At 44.3% G+C, this 19,202-nt stretch carries 13 protein-coding genes; 3 read left to right on the forward strand and 10 right to left on the reverse strand.

Features of this window, described 5'->3' with window-relative positions; genetic code table 11:
* Positions 1-5: 5 nt before the first annotated feature.
* The 8 genes from AC07NA_RS14410 to AC07NA_RS14445 all read right to left on the reverse strand — a co-directional run bounded on the left by AC07NA_RS14410 (position 6) and on the right by AC07NA_RS14445 (position 8,682).
* Entirely contained in the window at positions 6-1,073 is a 1,068-nt protein-coding gene (locus AC07NA_RS14410) for a FecR family protein (protein WP_494898243.1), read from the reverse strand.
* Positions 1,074-1,155: 82 nt separating this feature from the next.
* The gene (locus AC07NA_RS14415; RefSeq protein WP_494898244.1) at positions 1,156-1,698 is read right to left on the reverse strand and encodes an RNA polymerase sigma-70 factor; all 543 of its coding nucleotides are present in this window, start codon (positions 1,696-1,698) and stop codon (positions 1,156-1,158) included.
* 156 nt (positions 1,699-1,854) lie between these two features.
* On the reverse strand, positions 1,855-3,150 hold the full coding sequence (locus tag AC07NA_RS14420; RefSeq protein ID WP_494898245.1) for an esterase-like activity of phytase family protein: 1,296 nt from the start codon (positions 3,148-3,150) through the stop codon (positions 1,855-1,857).
* Between the two features lie 467 nt (positions 3,151-3,617).
* Positions 3,618-5,129, reverse strand: coding sequence for a glycoside hydrolase family 43 protein (locus AC07NA_RS14425; protein ID WP_494898246.1), 1,512 nt, complete (start codon positions 5,127-5,129; stop codon positions 3,618-3,620).
* A 54-nt stretch (positions 5,130-5,183) separates the two neighbouring features.
* Complete coding sequence (locus AC07NA_RS14430) at positions 5,184-6,011, reverse strand: SGNH/GDSL hydrolase family protein (RefSeq protein ID WP_494898247.1); 828 nt, start codon at positions 6,009-6,011, stop codon at positions 5,184-5,186.
* Between the two features lie 35 nt (positions 6,012-6,046).
* Positions 6,047-7,060 carry a YncE family protein gene (locus AC07NA_RS14435; protein ID WP_494898248.1) on the reverse strand — a complete coding sequence of 338 codons (1,014 nt, stop codon included), beginning with the start codon at positions 7,058-7,060 and terminating at the stop codon, positions 6,047-6,049.
* Positions 7,061-7,232: 172 nt separating this feature from the next.
* The gene (locus AC07NA_RS14440; RefSeq protein ID WP_494898249.1) at positions 7,233-8,069 is read right to left on the reverse strand and encodes a helix-turn-helix domain-containing protein; all 837 of its coding nucleotides are present in this window, start codon (positions 8,067-8,069) and stop codon (positions 7,233-7,235) included.
* A 112-nt stretch (positions 8,070-8,181) separates the two neighbouring features.
* Positions 8,182-8,682 carry a cupin domain-containing protein gene (locus AC07NA_RS14445; RefSeq protein WP_345211222.1) on the reverse strand — a complete coding sequence of 167 codons (501 nt, stop codon included), beginning with the start codon at positions 8,680-8,682 and terminating at the stop codon, positions 8,182-8,184.
* 334 nt (positions 8,683-9,016) lie between these two features.
* Here AC07NA_RS14445 and AC07NA_RS14450 point away from each other — a divergent pair, with 334 nt between their 5' ends.
* Together AC07NA_RS14450 and AC07NA_RS14455 are read left to right on the forward strand one after the other, a co-directional pair.
* Positions 9,017-10,051 carry a hypothetical protein gene (locus tag AC07NA_RS14450; RefSeq protein WP_494898250.1) on the forward strand — a complete coding sequence of 345 codons (1,035 nt, stop codon included), beginning with the start codon at positions 9,017-9,019 and terminating at the stop codon, positions 10,049-10,051.
* 33 nt (positions 10,052-10,084) lie between these two features.
* Complete coding sequence (locus AC07NA_RS14455; protein WP_494898252.1) at positions 10,085-10,906, forward strand: glycoside hydrolase family 19 protein; 822 nt, start codon at positions 10,085-10,087, stop codon at positions 10,904-10,906.
* Positions 10,907-11,470: 564 nt separating this feature from the next.
* On the opposite strand, the gene AC07NA_RS14460 is transcribed toward AC07NA_RS14455, so the two are convergent.
* Positions 11,471-15,469 carry a cache domain-containing protein gene (locus AC07NA_RS14460; RefSeq protein WP_494898254.1) on the reverse strand — a complete coding sequence of 1,333 codons (3,999 nt, stop codon included), beginning with the start codon at positions 15,467-15,469 and terminating at the stop codon, positions 11,471-11,473.
* Between the two features lie 258 nt (positions 15,470-15,727).
* Complete coding sequence (locus AC07NA_RS14465; RefSeq protein ID WP_345211226.1) at positions 15,728-16,582, reverse strand: AraC family transcriptional regulator; 855 nt, start codon at positions 16,580-16,582, stop codon at positions 15,728-15,730.
* Positions 16,583-16,681: 99 nt separating this feature from the next.
* Here AC07NA_RS14465 and AC07NA_RS14470 point away from each other — a divergent pair, with 99 nt between their 5' ends.
* Entirely contained in the window at positions 16,682-19,120 is a 2,439-nt protein-coding gene (locus tag AC07NA_RS14470) for an alpha-L-arabinofuranosidase family protein (RefSeq protein ID WP_494898255.1), read from the forward strand.
* Positions 19,121-19,202 lie beyond the last annotated feature (82 nt).

The following is a 19,202-nucleotide window of genomic DNA, read 5'->3' on the forward strand; positions in this document are numbered from 1 at the left end:
TGCTTTTATTTACGCCCCAGGTAAACGGTATCATTAACCATTTTTGCTTGCAAAGGGGTTATCTGCTTCAACAATCCCAGCGCCTTCGGCAGGCTCTCATTCTCCAGTACACCGCTGATCTGCTCTTTCTTCAGCGCTTCATCTTTAAATATGATGTGCACATTGTATTTACGCTCCATAGCTAAAGCCACCTCATCGAAACTGGTATTGGCAAACATGATCTTGTTCTCTATCCAGGCATTTTCCGGATATACGCTCTCCCCTGTTTCGGGCAAGGCGGCCACTTCATATTTTATAGGTGAAACTTCGTTACCAATAGCTTTTGCCTGGTTGGCTGTAAGCGTTTTATTAACCGTCAGTTTTTCGTGCGGGGTAAGGATGATCTTCTTTTCGCTATCACCGGCCAGTTCAACCTGTATCTTACCTTCTAAAAGCGTGGTTTCTATTTTAGCATCAGCACCGTAGGCCTTTACGTTGAATACGGTGCCCAATACACGCACCGTAATACCGGTGGTATGTACAAAAAAGGGCATATCCGCGTTTTTTGTCACCTCAAAAAAACCTTCTCCATCTAATTTAACTTCGCGCTTAGCACCCGAAAAAGTTGCAGGGTACGAGAAATGGCTGCCGGCATTAAGTTTAACCTTTGTACCGTCGGACAGTGTGACCTGCATTACCTTGCCAAGAGGAACATTAATTGTTTGGTAGGCGATCTTTATCGATTCCTGCTTACGATTATAAAAAAAGAAAACTGATATGGCTATCACCAGCATGGCGGCCACGGCGCCTGCCCATCTCATAATGCTGATATGCCTTACAGGGGCTTCGCTAAGCTGAACAACTTCTTCGTTCTGCTCCGCGTTGTTGATCCTGCCCCACAGCTCTTCTATTTGCGATTCAACATTTATATTTTCGGCTTCGTTATCATCCTGAACAATGGCATTGGTTACCTGCTGCATTTTTTTATAGCGCGGAGATTGCTCAAGGAACCGCTCAAGCTCCTTCAGTTCATCTTCGCTGGCCGAACCTGCAAGGCTTTTGGCCATCAGCTCGGTAAATCGTGACTTTCCCATAATATTCTGAAGCAAGGACAACTACGCCCGGGTATTTTCCTAAGGCATTTTAAACTTTTTTTATTTTTTTGGAAGAAACCGTTTATTGGTACGAATTAACAACGCCTTCGATGCGTTTTAGGGCTATGGCCAGTTGGGCAAATACGGTTTTATTGGAGAGTTCGAGTATCGCGGCCACGTCATTACTGCTCAGGCCGTCTTCCTTCACCATTTTAAAGATCAGTTTGCAACGGGGCGGTAAGTTGTTAATGGCCCTGGTAATTTCAAGGTGGAGCTCTTTACTGATGAGCAGTTCGGAAGGGTCGGCATCCAGCCGGAAATACAGTTTTCCGGCAACCGTTAACTCGCGTACCTTGCGCGATGAAACACTTTTCAGGTAGTTAAGGCAGGCATTTTTAACACATACATATAAGTATACCTGCACATTGCGCACCTGGTGCAAGCTATCGCGGTTGAGCCACATGCGTAAAAAAACATCGTTCACTATCTCTTTGCAGGCTTCGTTATCATCCAGAAACGAGCGGGCAAAACGCGAAAGCTTAACCACTTGTGTACGGTATAACGCGTTAAAAGCCGATTCGTCGTGTTCAAAACGAATTAAATTAAAGAGGTCTTGTATAGTCAATTTAAAATCACCGGTGATTTCTTTTATGAAAGCACCCGCGGTGGTGTAGTAAAATTAGGTAATTTTTTACAGCAATTGGTTAAAGTTTACATCGTAACAAAAAACGGGGCTGCTACATTGATGTAACAGCCCCGTTCATATTTTTGTATGAGTTTATTATTTCAGTTTAAAGAAATATAAACGGTTACGATCAACCGAATTGGTTAATGGCAGTATTTTTTGCGCGAAACCGCTTGCACCGTTATCCACTACACCAAAGTCGTCATCGTTTGAAATAACCAGGATATTGCCCGGTAACAAGGCCAAACCTTCGGCCTTATCGTGCGGATAAACAGATGGCAGATCTTTCAATAAGTCGACCGCTAATGTTTTGGTAACCGGTTTAATACCCACGGCTTCTAAGCCGGCGGCGTTGTTCAGCTCTTCAACCGTTTTGCCACCGAATAATTTACCGGTTGGCCCGTTTGCAGGGTCAGAGATATCGGTAGCGGCGCTCAAATCAATCTTGAACACTTTTTTAAACGTAGCCGGGCTGGTGGCATTACCGCCGAAAAGTCCGTCGCGCTCAATGGTTAAAAAGGTGGTTGCGTTAACAGCTACGATATCGCTTACACCGGTAAGGGTAGTGTTATCCATTAAATAAGCGTATTGTTTTGTAGTAGCGGTAGCTATATCAAAAGTAAGGATACGCAATACTACCGAACTTGCTACAGCAGCTTTATTGGGGTTGTACATTGGCGATTGCATCATACCTACCAATGTTTTACCATCAGGTGTAATGGCCAAACCTTCCATACCACGGTTAGCCCTGCGATTGGCAAATACAGCCGGAATTTTACGACCGCCGGTACCTGTACCAAACGGGTTGATACGCTCAATAGTTTTACCGGTAGCATCAAAGTGCGCAATGTGCGGACCGTACTCATCGCTGATCCAGAACGTGCCATCGGCTGCCCTTACCAAACCTTCCGAATCTATACCGTCAGCGCTTGGCGCAATAACGGTACCGTTTAGGTCGTAAGCGGTTTCGCCTGATGCACCCATGCCTGCCGGGTTTGGTAAACCGTTCAGTTTACCGCCTGTGCTATTTTTAAGTTCAATTACCTGCTCTAAATAAAGCTTGCCATCTTTCAACCTGAATTTACCTATCTGCGGATCAAAATCGGGTTTACCGATGATGATAGAATTAGCTGCCGTACCCGCTACGTTCGAGCCACGGTCGGTAAGCATGTAAAATACATCCGGTGAATTTGGATCAGCAGCAACGGCTGAACCGAAGCCGCCATTGTAAACTTTTACACCGGCAGAGGTGGTGAACAACACCGTAGGATCAACGGCCTCGGCCATATCAGGATAGGTAATAGGCGTTACGGGAGTATCATTATGATCTTTTGAACAGCCGGTTGAGGCCACTACAGAAATTACAAGAGCTCTTAGTAAGATTTTTTTCATGTGATAAATTAAAAAGTGATTAGAATCTTACAAGATTATCTTCCGCGTGTGAAGCCAAGGTTAAGTTAAAAACAAGGATTTATAACTTTAAGGTCAGCAAACAGCTTCGGGCGAAAGCGGGCAGAACTGTTGTTGGCCATGAGCGCAAAGGCGGGCATAGCGAACTTGTTGCATGTGGGGAGGAATGAGCAATGGGTCAAAAGTTCCAGCCCCAAGTTCTGGCCGATTTGCAGGGTAATGGCTTCGTGCGGCAAAGAAGCCTTTTGCTGGACAAGCCGTTATTTGCTGTTTATTTGTTTTTTATAGGTGCTCATGAGATCGCTTCGCTTAGTCTGTTACTTTTGAGCTCAAAAGTAATAGGGCACTGCGCCCAAGAGCAGGCTAACGTTAATAATAGCATAAGTGAAACCTAAGTAGAGATTGCTTCGTTCCTCTCAATGACGATACTTTTAATCTACCTCGCAGATCTACTTATTTACAACACCAAACGCCGAAAACTGCGCTTCCTCCGCTGCATTGCCTTTAAAGTGCAGGCCCGCGCGGGGGCTCCTGTCCCATTGGGGTAAAAAGTTAATGTCGATAGGTGTAGCTAAAGTTAAGGGTTGCCATTCGCCGTTGCCTTGCTTGTAGAAGAAACTGCAAGTAGTGCTATTGTTCAGCGAGAGTTTTAATTGTACCGGTGAGCCTGTGGCGGCCTTTGCTTCGGCCAATATGGTGTATTTATTATCTTTTACCTGCCATAAAATTACTTTATCACCGCTGGTGCCAATACCTATAGCCGCGTTGGCATCGCCATAAAAGGCAAGGCCTTTAAGCGCTTCGTTATGGTTGGCAACGGTTGTGGTCATTTCAAAACTACCCGATACCGGCCTGGCGGTTAAAACTATCCCTGTTTCGTTGCCCGCTTTCACCTTGCCCGATAAATGCAACACACCTTTTTGCTGTTTTACTACCGGCCACGAGTTACGGAAATCCCACTGCCAGTATTTACCTGGTGTAGCAGCAGTAAAGGTTTCGTTGATATTGCCTACCGCCGGCCCTGCAATTACCTGCGGTTTAAACACCGGCCAGCCACCTTTTTTTGGCCAGCTCAGTTCAGATAACAAACCTTGCCTTCCGGTGAAAACCGTGCTTTTTTTATTGTAGGCATGGTGCAGGTATTCGTATTTATTATCGTTAATTTTTACGAAGGTACCATGGCCCATACATTTCCAGTTGTCATTTTCTGTGAGTATAGGGTTGTTGCCGTAAACCTCGTAAGGGCCTTTGAAATTTTTAGCGCGCGCTACCCTCACGTTGTAACTGCACTGTACACCGCAACAGTTACCCGCCGAATAGAACAGGTAGTAATAACCATCCTTTTTGATGATGCTTTGCCCTTCCATGCCTATGCGTGGTTCATCTTTCAATAATGAAAACGTTTCGCCTTCCAGTTTTAAGCCATCGGCAGACAATTTGGAACCTAATATTTCAATCGGGCGGTCATCAAGACCGTAAGCTTTAAAGGTAATATACAACTGACCATTATCTTTTATAATGAATGCGTCTATCGCTTCCTTACCAAATTCAACAATAATACCATGGTCGGTAAAGCCCCTGTCGGGATATTTTGAGGTGGCTACGCCGATGAACGAAGTATTGTCAGATTTTCGGCGGGCCGTATAGTAGATGTAATAGGTATCGTTGATCTTATAATACTCGGGTGCCCAAAACGAACCGGACGTCCATGCCGGGGCCTTATCGAAAATATAACCTGTCTGTTTCCAGCTCTTCAGATCGGTTGAGGTGTAAACCGGGAAATGCGGCGCCCACTCCGACGAAGTACCTACCGCGTAATACGTATTACCGCTTTTAATGATCGACGGATCGGCAAAATCACCGGCAATTACGGCACCATCTTTTTGCTGCGCTTGCAGCGATGATGGTTTAAAAGCAAATAATAAAACAACGGATAACAGGCAGGATATAAATGGTTTCATAGCTTGCTAAATTAGCAAACTATTCATAAAACCGATTTACTAAATCTAACAAAATCAATATTTCTCCATTATTTTAACCAGCATTTTGGCAATCAGCGCATGCCCTTTGTCTGATGGGTGCAAACCGTCGTAGGTCATATCCATGGCATCAACCGGGTAAGGGTAATCATCGGTAGCGGGATTAAACGGAATATTGATATAATCGGGATAAGTATAATTTTTATACTCGCCGGTCTTGGGGTCGCGCAGGCGGCGGTACTTCACCGCGTTTTTTGGCGTAATGCCGCTTTTATAATACAAATCAACCAGTTTAAAATTTTCTGCTTTGGCTATAGCCTTAATAGCATCGGCGTAGTCGGATAAAAAGCGGCCATCCTTAGCCTTATAAGAACCGTAGATAATGCTCGACGAATTATTCACGTCAACAAAATCGGTACGCTGCATTGGGGTGATGAGGATAATAACCGCGTCGCTGTTCAAGCTGCGGATCTTATTGATAATGGTACGATAGGCGCCATACACAGTTTGGTTACCGGTGGCATGCTCATAATTGCTCATGGTACCTATTGGCAAACCCGTCCACCAGTCGTTCGTTCCTAAGAACACCGAATAAAAATCGGCCTTTTCCAAGCCCAGGTTATTAATATTGTCAGCAATGCTCCGGGCCGTCCAACCACCATGACCATGATTGGCAAAATGTATGTAGGGCAGCTTTTCAACTACCCTATCCATATATCCTTTTGTTATCCTGTTTTTGGTTTCCTCGGGTTTGCCGTTGTGGTAGGTAATCGAATCACCAATAGCCATCCACGTCAGCTTCTTTTCAGGAGCAAAGGCGGTTAAAGCCGTCATCAGGAACAAAAGCACCAATATTCGTTTCATTAGTATTTATAAGGGTTGATATAAATTACCACAATTTACCTGATATCGCCAAAATAGGCTTTTTCGGTACCATTATCAGTATTATTAAGTACTTGAATTGTAGTTGCCGGGCCAAGGTTTACAGGTGTAACCCATGAACGTAATGCCCATACTATCTTTTTATCCGGAGTAACCTCAATAGCCTGAACCGGCACATTGTTAACATCCAGTTTCTTATCCCATTGGTTAAACCAATTGTTTATCAGTGTATTCCCGTTCGGGAGGCGAACAGCCAGTTGCGGGTCGGTTATTTTGTAGCCGGGGATTTCTTTCAATTGTATATCCCAAACCACCTCGTCCTTGCGTGTAATTTCTTTTACAAAGTTTTGGTTACTGGCCACCAATATGTTACCATTCTTTAACGGCGCTGCCGACCATACACTCGGCACATCTATTGATAAAAGTATTTTACCGTTACTATCATACTCGTTAACCTTGCCCAAATCCATGTGTGCTACCAGCAGGGTACCCGCAGGGGTTAAACGTGCATGCCTGATCTGTCCGTGGGTGCCGCTTTTAAAAGGCAACGTAAATTCCTTCACCACCTTATCAGTTTTAATGTTGATCACGATAACCTTAGCCGGGTTCCCGTTCTGCACAAATACTACATGTTCGGCACCTATAAGCTGGGCAGTATGGGTTTCAAAGCCGTTAGGAGCATCATAATGCCAAAGCACTTTTTTGGCCTTGTTAATTAGGGTGATACCGTACTGATGCGCGAACAGCACATTGCCATTGGCCATTAATATGGCATCGCTTATTTCGCCCCTGCCGGTGGTATCAATGTACTCCCAGGTTATTTTGCCATTACGCACAATGTACATGTTGCGGGCTTGTGCCTCGCCTGCATAAAAGAAATCGAAATGTTTAAGGCCATTGCCGGGCAATATGGCAGGTGCAAACGGCTCATTGGTTTGAGCGAAGGTTATTTGGGCAGAGCAAAATGCGCACAATAACATAGCGAACATTGCAAAACGCCTGCTCCCATTTAATAATGGTTGAGTTTCCATTGCTTAATTTGAGTTTAATTGGTTTATGATTGGCTTATTTAAAAATACGTCAATTACCTGACGTAAAATATTATACAGCCAATTTATAAGCAGAGTGATAAAAACCAATCGATTTAGCAGGTATTTATTTACGCAATCGTTGCCAATTAAACAGTTAGCAATATTATGATGATTATAATGCCGCAGAAACTTCGAGTGTTTGAAAAAAGGCGTCTGTATTTTCAACAAGTGTGGTGGGCAGCTCGCCTGTAAAGGCTTTAAAATCGCGAATAAAGTGTGCCTGATCTGCATAGCCCGCCGCGTAACTGATCTCCGTCCACCGCAGGCGGCTTTCTCTTGCCAGCCTTACCCGTGTATAAGCATTTCTGAAGCGGATAATACGCTGATAGGTCTTAGGGCTGGTACCAAACTGGTCTTTAAAGCAACGTTCCAGCTGGCGTTTGCTGATGTAGAGCCGTTCGCTCATGTTTTCAACAGAAAGGCTGCCCATTGTACTGCGAATGAGGCGGCAAGCCCCTACCACATAGTTATGGCGATTGTCGATATTCCAAGCCAGGGCAAGCAGGTATTTCTCGGCTATCTGTATCAGGCGGCTCACATCAAAAACACCCGTCATTTCATCACACATCAGCTTTGCCGATTTACCAAGCAAATCTTCGGCATTAATTACCTTATTTACCAGCAGGTTAGCGGGCAATTTAAATAGCTCGATAAGGCTTTCGGGTTTCAGGCGTATGCCGAACATGGCATTATCGGTTGACGGTTTCCAGAAGGCGGCATCAGTATAAAGCCCCGTAAAATAAATGCCGGCACTGTCGCGATAAACCCCGTCAGTATCCATAATGGTACAGGGTTTCAGGTTGATCTGAACGATCAATTCAACGGTACCCAATGGGATACAACGTTGTACGGGTACCTCCACGCCGGCTGATGCCTGCATCTCGCAATACCAGTAACAATCAATATAAGGCTGTAAAACGGTTGTTGGTACGTATTCCCTGTAATTCATTATTACTACCAAGACTTAAAAACAGGCGCGAATGTTACAATTGATGTATTAAAAAGGCGATGATTTGCATCATCGCCCGTAAACAAACAAGAAAAGACAAACACTTTTCGATTTAAACGCCCTCGGGCACTACAAAATGTACGTTATGCTCCGGTGCCAGCGCGAATGCTTTCGACAGATCCATGTTGGCGTAGTCGGGTGTTTTCGACAGGTCGGGAATTTGGTTGGCATCAAATACCTGTGTACCTACCGCGCGGTAATATTGTTCCAACTCGCCGGGTAACAGCATGGTAATGGTGCGGCCCGGTGTTGTGCCTACATTTTTAAAGCAATGCACGGCATTTGCAGGTATTTTCACCAGTTTGCCCGGCGCTACCTTAAATGGTTTCGACAGATCGTTCAGGATAAACTCATAGTCGCCTTCAATAATGTAAAACAGCTCTTCATCCGGATGGGTATGCGGCGGCGGGCCCGCACCCGGAGGCGTTACATCCTCATAAATAAAATAGCGGCCATCGGTTTCGTCGCCGGTTACCAGCATGTTAAAAAAGTGCCCGAAAACTATAAATTGTTTTCCCGGCTCCATAGCCGTAAGGTCTGGTTGGGTGTGCATGTTATTGATTTTTAATGTGTAAACTAATTTATTAACACTGCAAAACTACCCCTTGCACCAGGCCTGCCATTGAATAAATGCGACATTTTGCAGGTGCCGATAAAATGTTATCATTCCTACAAATACTCATGCACAGACATGCCATTTCTCAAAACCTCACACCATTGCACATAAATCATCTCAATCATTTGATTATCAATTATATTTTAACAAAAAATTCATTAAAAATTAAAAGAATATACTTAACATTATAACACCAATTACATGGCGAACTATACCCCGGTTCGGTTATTCCCGGCTGCTACTAAGTAAACCCTTAATCACTATATAATTTATGAGTGGCTTTCCTATTCTTGATTTGGTTGTAGGTATTATATTTATCTATTTCCTGCTGAGTATTATTTGCAGTTCAATGGTTGAAATTTTAATTACCGTTGGAAAGTATCGCGCCAAAATGCTCGAAAAATGGCTGTTAACAATTTTTGATAAAGAAATTACAACCTCAAGCGGAAAAAAAGAATTGCTGGGGCAGGCTATTATGGATCACTGCTCTACCACGGCATTATCCTCAAAAGGCTCGTCAAACTCGTACATGGATGCCCGCAACTTTACCGAGGCGCTGCTGGAAAAGGTGACCTTTGATGAAAAGAACCCTAAAAGTATCGCCCACGATCTTACTAACATTGTTACATCAATAGAAAACAGCGATGCCCTGCCAACCGAACTAAGGCGTGTGCTCCTAAGCTATGCCAGCGAAGCAAAAGCCAACTATGCTGCCATAAGCACAAAAACAGCCAGTGAGATAGACCTATTCAAATCAAAGGTAGAAACCTGGTACGATACCAACATGCAGCGGGTAAGCGGTTCTTTAAAAACAAGGCTCGCCCGTCCGTTTACCTTTTGGACATCGGTAGTGGTTGTGCTTTTTTTAAATGCCGATACCGTTAGCATTACACAATATTTATATAGCAACCCTACAGCGAGAGCGCATGTAGCGGGCCAGGCTTATGCCGCCACTAAGGATACCGCACTGATAAAACAAGTACAAAACCTGAAAACCGCGCATGCTACCAATGATACTACCGCCCAAACTATGCAGCAGATCACTGATACTTTATCTGCCCGTGTGAATACATTACGTTCGGCTGAGGCGGCGCTGGATGATGCGATACCTTTGGGCTGGAACAACCGCATTTTTAAAAACAGTCAAGGTGTGTTTTGCTGGTGGCTCATACCAACCAAGGTGGCGGGATTGGCAGCAACGATTTTGGCCATAATGATGGGCGCGCCGTTTTGGTTCGAACTGCTTAATAAGGTAGCCAATCTGCGCGGGAATGGCAACAAACCCGAGCCAAAGAAAGAAGCATAGTATTACAACAACATACATTAAACAATCACAAAAATGGCACATTATATTGTAACCGCAACCGTACTCAACAAGCGCAGATCAATCCCGGCAAGTTTACCCGATGATGCCAGCATTGTTGAAAAAGTAGCAAAAGGCTTTGAATTTGACGGACAGGAAGTAGACGTAGCCAACATCCCCAATCCATCGTTGGGTAAATGGTACCAGGATACCGCTGGTTTCTTTTATTCGGGAAGTGGTGTAGCACTATTTACCCCCGCGGCACCGGTAACGCTGGATGCAGCAAAGATAAAAGCCGCCACCGGCAGCACTTTAAATAACGCGCAAAAGTTTTTGCCTTACATTACCGCCGCCTGCACAAAATACCAGATCAACACGCCGATAAGACAGCTATGCTTTTTAGCCCAATTGGGCCATGAAAGTGCCGGGTTATTTTTCACCGAAGAACTGGCCAGCGGGCGTGCTTACGAAGGTCGTACCGATTTAGGTAATACACACCCGGGCGATGGCATACGCTACAAAGGTCGCGGCCTGATACAAATAACCGGCCGTGGAAACTACAAATGGCTCGGTACCGATTTTGGTGAGGATTTTGTGAATAATCCACCCTTGCTTGGCGGTAAAAATATTGATGTGTGCAGTCCGCAACAGTTAAAATACGCCGCATTAAGCGCCGGCTGGTTTTGGAATAACCGCGCATTAAACGCTATCGCCGATAACATCAATATCCATACATCAATAGAAGAACGCCCCAACCTCGATCATTTTAAACTGATCACCCGCAAAATAAACGGCGGCTACAACGGCCTAAGCGACCGTGTATCGAGGTATAAGAATGGAGTGGCGGCGTTTGTGTAAGGGTTAGGCTATTGTTTTGCCTCATCCAACCCTCTCCAAAGGAGAGAGCTTTATATTTTTATATCATTCCTTTTCTCGTCAGCAAACAGCTTCGGGCGAAAACGGGCAGAACTGTGGAGGCCATGAGCGCAAAGGCGGGCATAGGAACTTGTTGCATGTGGGGAGGAAATGTGCGGCGAAGCATGGCGCAAAAGTTCCAGCCCTAAGTTCTGACTGATTTGCAGGGGATGGCCTTGTGCGGCAAAGAAGCCTTTTGCTGGACAAGGGTTTTGTTACTTTTGCCCTCAAAAGTAATGGGGCACTGCGCCCAAGAGCAGACTAACATTAATTATAGCACAAGAACAACCTAAGTAAATATTGCTTCGTTCCTACCCATGATATGTTAAAAAACCTGTCATTCTAAACGTTTGAAGAATCTTCTTCGCTATGCTTATCTACGATAGATGCTTCGTTCCTCAGCATGACAGTGGAGTGCGTGTGAGCCATTCTCATTTAGCCTTCAAAGCCCCAAAGCAATTAAAAATCAATGACGACTTTTTAATAGCACTTATTTATAACCCTCAATTACGTTCCTGAACCACCATCCTTTGGTTTCGGTTTCAACAATGATAACGTATTCAATACAATAGGTACACCGGCGGTAATAATAGCCAGGTATTTGAGCAGTGTAGAATAGGCTTCTTTTTGTGAAGTGAACAGGAAGATAAGAACAGCTACGATCAGTATCAGCAACGGTACTTTTAGCTTGCCCCAGTTGCCGGTATCTTTAATTTGCTGCTGAATTTGCACTACCTCGGCATGGCCTATAGCGGTAAGTATGAAATTCCTGAACTCGTTATTAAAGATCTTAAGGATATTATTTTCCCTGATAATCAACCCTTTGCTTATCAGCAGTGTGAGATTATAATCGTCGTATGGGTTTACCAGGCCGTCTTCGGCCAAATCGTACAGCAAAAACTTTTCTTCCTTAGTGAGCGATTGCCACACGTACATATAAAAATAGTGTGAGGTTACTCCCAGCTTGGCCGATAATGAGTCGCCGTCAAGTTCTTTTATCTGCTCGCCTTTCTTTAAATTCTCTGCCTGCTTCTCTTTCAATTTTTCCAGTACAGGTTCGCGCAGGCGTTGCAGGAAGTGGGTGTTACGGGTTTCGTATAACAACATGCGTTCCCAGGCAGCCATGTCGTCACTAAATTTGATTTCGCAGTTTTTAAGTCGTTCAATAGCGATATTGAAATGACCTAAAAGCACATGCCATCTTTCCAGTTCATGCTCGGGTTGCCGCTGGTCTTTTGCTTTGTCGCTTTGCTCCTGGTTAAGCGAATCTAAAAAGTTAACCGGGTGCACGGTAGAGATCACCAGTAACTTACTCTTATTTTTTTGCAGCAGCGCTTCCAACAGGTTCAGTTTGATCGTATTGGTTTTCGGGTTTTTAATATCGTATTCAAAGTGATTAACGATGATCAATTTATACTGATCCTTATCTGCCTTCTTCAAAATATCTTCCCATAGCTGCTTTTCTTCTTCGCTATCTTCTCCATTAGGAATCAGGATCATATCTATCACAATAAAAGTAGGATCCCGCTGATCGTCGCCGGCATCAATAATAGGGTTGCCGTTTTTATCATTTATGAGCTCTTTTTCAATAAGCTTCTTTACCTTCCCCAGTTTGCCCGAACCCGGCGAACCGATAAGGAACACCAATGAGTTAAGTGTGTTATGAGTGAGCAGCAGCGTATCAATATCATCCCAATAAGCTTCGGAGGTGATGTTGAGGGCGAATAGCTTTCGTAAAATATGGTGCAGCACAAACCAAAAACCACCCAGTGCTCCAAAAAACACAAGCCAGTAAATAATCCCTACAAACCAATCATCGGGGTCAAAAGCATTAGGCAGTGTATACCAAAGGTTGGCGGACTCCACATGGAAGTGTTTTTTGTTTTGATAGTAATAATAAGATCTTGCTACTCCCTGCTTAAACAGGCTGCTGTAGATCAGCGAAGTATCAGCCGCGTCATGATCAAGCTCCTTAATTTCAGGCATCAGGTCATCGGCCCCTATCATCAGTTTTTTGAATAGCGCGTTGGCACAATAATCATCGGCTGTATTGGCATGATTTATCGTATCGCTCGCAGTATCCACCTTAACTATCCAAACCGAATCGAGGTAAAACCTGGCAGCGCTAAAATGGTCAAGATCAATACTGGTATCCCGTTGCAGGCTCTTTAAAAACTCGGTGTGCCGGTAACGCGATATCAACTTTACCTCGTAGGTTGTTGTAGCTATATAGAACGAAACCACCGGCAGGCCGCTGGTGATAATAAGGCGTGTAAAAGTCATCAATGAAAAACTGCTGCTGAAATTCCAGCTGCCACGGTTATTGGTTGATCTGTTATTTTTCGTCTCCTTGTGGTACCAGCCTAAAAGCAGTAAAATGATACCCAACATCCCCTGAAAAACCAATACCGGGACAATTTTTGTAAAATTTGCCGCGAACAGGTTGATGATAAGCATTACAATACCCAGCGTGATCAGGCCGTTTCTTTTATCGCTGATCAAACCGGGATCGTCCTCTTCATCATAACCTAAAATATAGAGGCAAGTGATAAAGATAAAGCTCATGGTGGCGGCCAGCAGCAAAATGAAAACATACTGCAAAAAAGTAGTGCAGAAAAAGGCGCCAAACAATAATATGATGGTTAAGATATTACCAACCGAAGAAATATTGTACTGCTGATGAAAGCGCTCGTTAGGGCCTATCCACGAAATATCGAAATGTCTTTTTTTGTAGTAACGCTTTTTGTACGATACAATAAACACCAGCAACAATTCTATCGCCAAAATAAAAAAGAACCCGAACAACATAAAATAGCTAAAGCAGAAATTATTGAGTTCGCGGATACCGGTGTAGGCATTATCTTCCAGTATAACCACTGAATAAGGCAGATCGCTGATGGGGCTAACAAAGGCACTGTAATTTTTACCGGCATAATCTGTTTTAAAAAACACATCGGCGCGTGCCTCTATAGCCGCCTTTAAGGGTGTGTGATCAGAAAACTCGTTGAATAAATTCTCGTTCAACTGCCGCGATACGTTAGAATGGTATAAAACCTGGCCGTTCTCGTCAACAATTGAATAAATAAACCCGGCGGGTAATATTGGCCGGTCGAGGCATTTCAGGTCGAATGCGATAGCGATGTAAGGCACGGCTTTGTTTTTTATCGACTCCCTGGCAAGCACAGTAGTAAAAGTACCGGTGGTCCATGAAATTACCTGCTCCAGCGAGAACTTACTGCGGGCATCCCCGTTTAAATAAAATGGCTTTTTATCCCTCAAATTAAGAAAATACGCCCTGTTTGAGAAGTTTCCTGCCGGTGAAGGCTGCCCACCCGGCGACCAGTTGTATACCTCTATCCCTTTTTTATCCAGCTGAAAAATCTGGCTAACGCTGATGCCTTTGGTTATTTTTTTAAGCTGAGCCCCGTAAAGCGTGCCCACCGCGTCAGATTCAATTTTACCTGTGCCCGGTTTATTGATCAGTTTATCAGCGGTATCTAAAACATTATACACCCTGGATATTTCGGCACCGAACGATTTTTTAATTTTGCCTGCCAGTACCTTCCCGGATTTTTCGGTTGCTTTAACACCCGGTCGCCATGAGCTGTTGTAAGAAAAAAGCGCGAAAAACAATATCGACATCAGCAGCATAGATACCCCGAACGATAACAAACCATCGGCCCAGGTAAGCCTGTCTTTATTACCAACCTGATACAGTTTTATCCACGGTAGCGCCAGTATGCCTGCAATGGCTATGGTGAGTAAAAGCAGTACCGCGCTGCCGGGCAGTTTATTCCTTTCGGCATCGTAACTCTCTTTAGTTAATAAACCGGCTATGGTAATAGTAGTAGTGCTGTTAAGATGCAGCTGTTGTATAAATGGTTTATATGTGGTGCCGCTTACAATAACATCTTTTATTTGCCCCTTGGAGAAACTATTTTTTAAAGAATCGATAACGTTGGCCGAAATGCCGCTCGGGAATGTTTGATAAATAATATCCTTGTTGTTGAGAAGGATGTACTCATTAAACATGTCTTTAGACAGTAAGGGCTCCATGAACTGCTGCATGGTGTAGGTCATCTTTGCTTCAGTTCGCTCTTTTATCAGCCGCAGTATCACTTCCCTGTTATTAAATTCAACTGACGAGGTATCGATATTTTTTTGACTGGAGTCTTGCTTTTTGGAGGCAGGGAGCACATTTACATCTACCGTAAAGTTTTGTTCGGGGAAGCTTTTCGCGTAGGTTTTTACGGCTGCTCTCCGATAGTTAGGACTATCGGCCACGTACGCATCGCTCAGCGTTTTTAATAAGGCCAGCGAGTTATCTATTTTTCGGGATACATTGCTTTCAATATTTTGCAATCCACGGAATTGCTTTTCTTCCAGTTCGCGCTGCCTGTTGGGTACATATTTAAAGAAATATATAGCCCCGATAGCCACCAGAAAAAATACGGTAACCATAACAACACCCTGGTTACGGCTGAAAGAGAAAAACTTACTCGACATAGTAAACCTAAAATTGCTTAGTACAAAAAATGTATACGCTTACCGGCCCTATGCATGTCGGGGAGGCCGGGATAGGCTATTCTAACAACCTTGCAGGGGTTTACAAGGTCATTTATATAATTGGTGCCGTTTCATACTTGTTCGACGCAAGCAATATAGTTAACTATTTGAAATTAAACAATATAAAAACAACCAGAAAGAATATCCATTCAACTTAAAAGAATAAGTATATCCCATAAGTTAGCCGGCAATACCATTTCAATACATCTTGTACCGTTTTTGATATTGCAAAGGCGAAAATGCCGTTTGCAGCTTAAACTGGCGGTTAAAATAGGATATATTGTTGAAGCCACATTCAAAGCAAATTTGCAATACGCTCAAATCTTTTTGCTGCAACAGGCCGCAGGCGTAGCTGATGCGCAGATCGTTGACAAATTGGGAATATGTTTTACGGGTGTGCTGTTTAAAATACCTGCAAAACGCGGCGGTTGAAAGGTTGGCCACATCTGCAATTTCGGTCAGGCTTACATCATTCTTAAAGTTATCCAACAAGTAATGATAAATTCGGTTCATCCGTTCGGTATCCTTTTCGATGCTTGCTGATACCTTTTGTTGACTGGACAATAACTGGTAATCGGGCGATTTTGACAGCAGATTAAGGATACTGATGAGGTGCGCCGTGGCATCGGCTTCGTCGGCCTCTACCATTTCTTTCATTTTATATTCGGCTTGTTGGCATACTTCACCACTGAACGACATGCCATGCCCCGACCGTTTAAAAAGCGTTTTAATATTGCTGAACTGCGGTTTATCAAAAAAGGCTTCGCCCAGGCAATTTTCATGAAACTGGATAACGATCTGGTGCACTTCCCTATCCCCGGGTAGGTGCTTGTTATAAAAGGTATGCGGCAGGTTTGGGCCGAACAAACAGAGGTCGCCCGGAAAGAAATCGGCCATGTGATCACCCACATAACGCTTGCCGCTGCTCTTCATCACCAGTATCAGTTCATACTCGGGATGTATGTGCAGCGGAAAATCGTTATACGGAAAACGCTCTTCCTTTACAACGAATAACCTGTTCCCCGTGATTATCTTTTCCTCAAATAGTTTCAAAATATCAAATGTGTATCAGAATTGGCTAACAAAGTACAAGTTTATTGATTTAGTATAGCCCATTTTTGAACAAATTTAACTAACTAATATCACTTACACATGCCACCTCGTAACCGTTTGCTAAAAAACATTATTTACACCATTATTTTAATGCAGCCTTTGGTTGCATTTGGCCAGCGGGCACACATTGCGGTGAATGCCACGCAGGTACTCAACAATATACCCGCCAACCTGTACGGCTCCTGTATTGAAGATGTGAACCACGAAATTTATGGCGGACTGTATGATCAGCGCATTTTCGGTGAAAGCTTTGAGGAGCCTAAGCCGAACCCCTCTTTTAAAAACTGGACGGTATACGATGGTAACTGGACACAAACCAACGACGGCATAAAAGTGAACGGCGGCCCGGGATTTAAACTGGTGAATAACAAACCGCTTAGCAGTGATTACACCGTACAGGTACAACTCAAATTTATTAAAAACGGACTTAATGCGGGCCTGCTGCTTAATGTAGATAAGGCCGGCATGGGTGCCGATAATTTTTATGGCTACGAGGTAAGTATCGACGCGCGCAGGCAAATGCTGGTATTAGGAAAGCACCTCAATAACTGGATTCCTGTTAAGGAAGAAAAGATCAATATAAACGGCAGCGACTGGACTACCCTGAAAATCGAAGTTAACGTCAATAAGTTAAGTGTGTATTTAAACGATGCCAAAGAACCGGCACTTGTTTACACGGATGAAAAGCAGCCTTTACCTGCCGGGAAAATTGCCCTACGTACTTTTGATGCCGAAGTTGAATACCGTTCATTAGCGCTAACACAGGGTAGCAAAACAGAAAAACTAACTTTCGAGGCAGCGCCGGTACCTGCCGTAAGCAGTGCATGGGATGGCTTTAACACTACCCAATCGGGGAGTTTTTCGATAGATACGGAGCATGCTTTTAATGGCAACCAGTCGCAGGTAATTGTGCATGAGGGAGGAAGCGGAATTATCGGTGTGGCCAACAGCAGCCTTAACCGCTGGGGAATTGCATTGAGAAAGGGGCAAACTTTTGCGGGCAGTATTTACCTGAAAGCACAAGGTTTGCAAGGCCCTGTTACCGTGGCCTTGCAAAGTGCCGATGGCAAAAAGATTTACGCCCAACAAAATATAGCCAACATCAGCAGCACGTGGAAAGCTTATCAGTTCCGCCTTACCTCAAATACTACCGATACTAAAGCCCGCTTCGCATTTTATATCGCTAAAAAAGGAAAGCTTTGGGCCGACCAGGTAACGCTGATGACCACCGGTAAAGACCAGTTTAAAGGACTACCCTTACGTGCCGATATCGCCGTGAAAATGCAGCAGCAGGGACTCAACTTTTTGCGCTACGGAGGTACCATGGTTAACGCGCCCGGTTACCGGTTCAAAAAAATGATCGGTGAGCGCAGTAAACGGCCACCCTACAAAGGGCACTGGTACCCCTACTCCACCAACAGCTTTGGCATTGAAGATTTCCTTCAATTTTGTGAAGCGGCAGGTTTTGAGGCCGCCTTCGCGATAAACATTGAGGAAACACCACAGGACGCGGCCGACATGGTAGAATATCTGAAAGGCAGCATTAATACCACCTGGGGGAAGAAAAGGGCACAAAACGGACACCCGCAACCATATAATGTGAAGTACTTTGAAATTGGCAACGAGGAGGTAATATTTAACGGCGATAATGCCGCCGAATACGACCATTATATTGAGCGCTTTACTATTCTACACAAGGTCATGCACGCTAAGGACGCGTCGATAAAGTTCATTAACTCGGCATGGTGGCGCCCCGGATCAGCGAATATGGAACGCGTGTTTAAAGCACTGAATGGCAAAGCCGATTACTGGGACGTGCATACCGACGCGGACGCGCCAAACTCGGGCCTAAAGGTTGACAGTACGTTAACCAACATGCAGGCCTTGTTTAAAAAATGGGTGCCTGATTACAAAATGAAGTGCGCCATTTTTGAAGAGAACGGCGGCAGGCACGATTTGGGCCGTGCGCTTGGCCATGCCACTACCCTTAACGCGGTACGCCGTCATGGCGATTTTTTACTTACCTCCTGCGCCGCTAACGCGCTACAGGCTTTGGGGCAAAATGATAACGGCTGGGATCAGGGTCAGATATTTTACACGCCATCGCAAGTATGGGGCATGCCTCCGTTTTATTCACAACAGATGGCAGCGCGCAATCATCAGCCATTACGCATATCATCCGATGCGGATAAAGGACTTGATGTTACCGCTACGTTGAGCACCGATGGCAAGACACTGGTTATTCATATCGTCAACCCATCTAACCAAACAATACAAACCGACTTACAGATAGCGGGTTTCAAAAACAGGAAACCCACTACAAAAGTGAGCCAGCTTAGCGGTGCCGTTAATGCCGAAAACACGCCCGAACACCCCGACCTTATCAGCACTAAAACAAATGATCGTATATTTAATGGCGATCTTATTCAGCACGATCTGCCGGCCAATTCTTACACCATTTTACGCTTTGAAAGATAATATACAACGCCCCATGAAAAAAGCCCTCTTCATATTGAGTACGCTGCCTGCTGTTCTGTTTGCATTAGCAAGCACGGCATAC

Source organism: Mucilaginibacter sp. GW821-FHT07G05 (assembly GCF_059418565.1).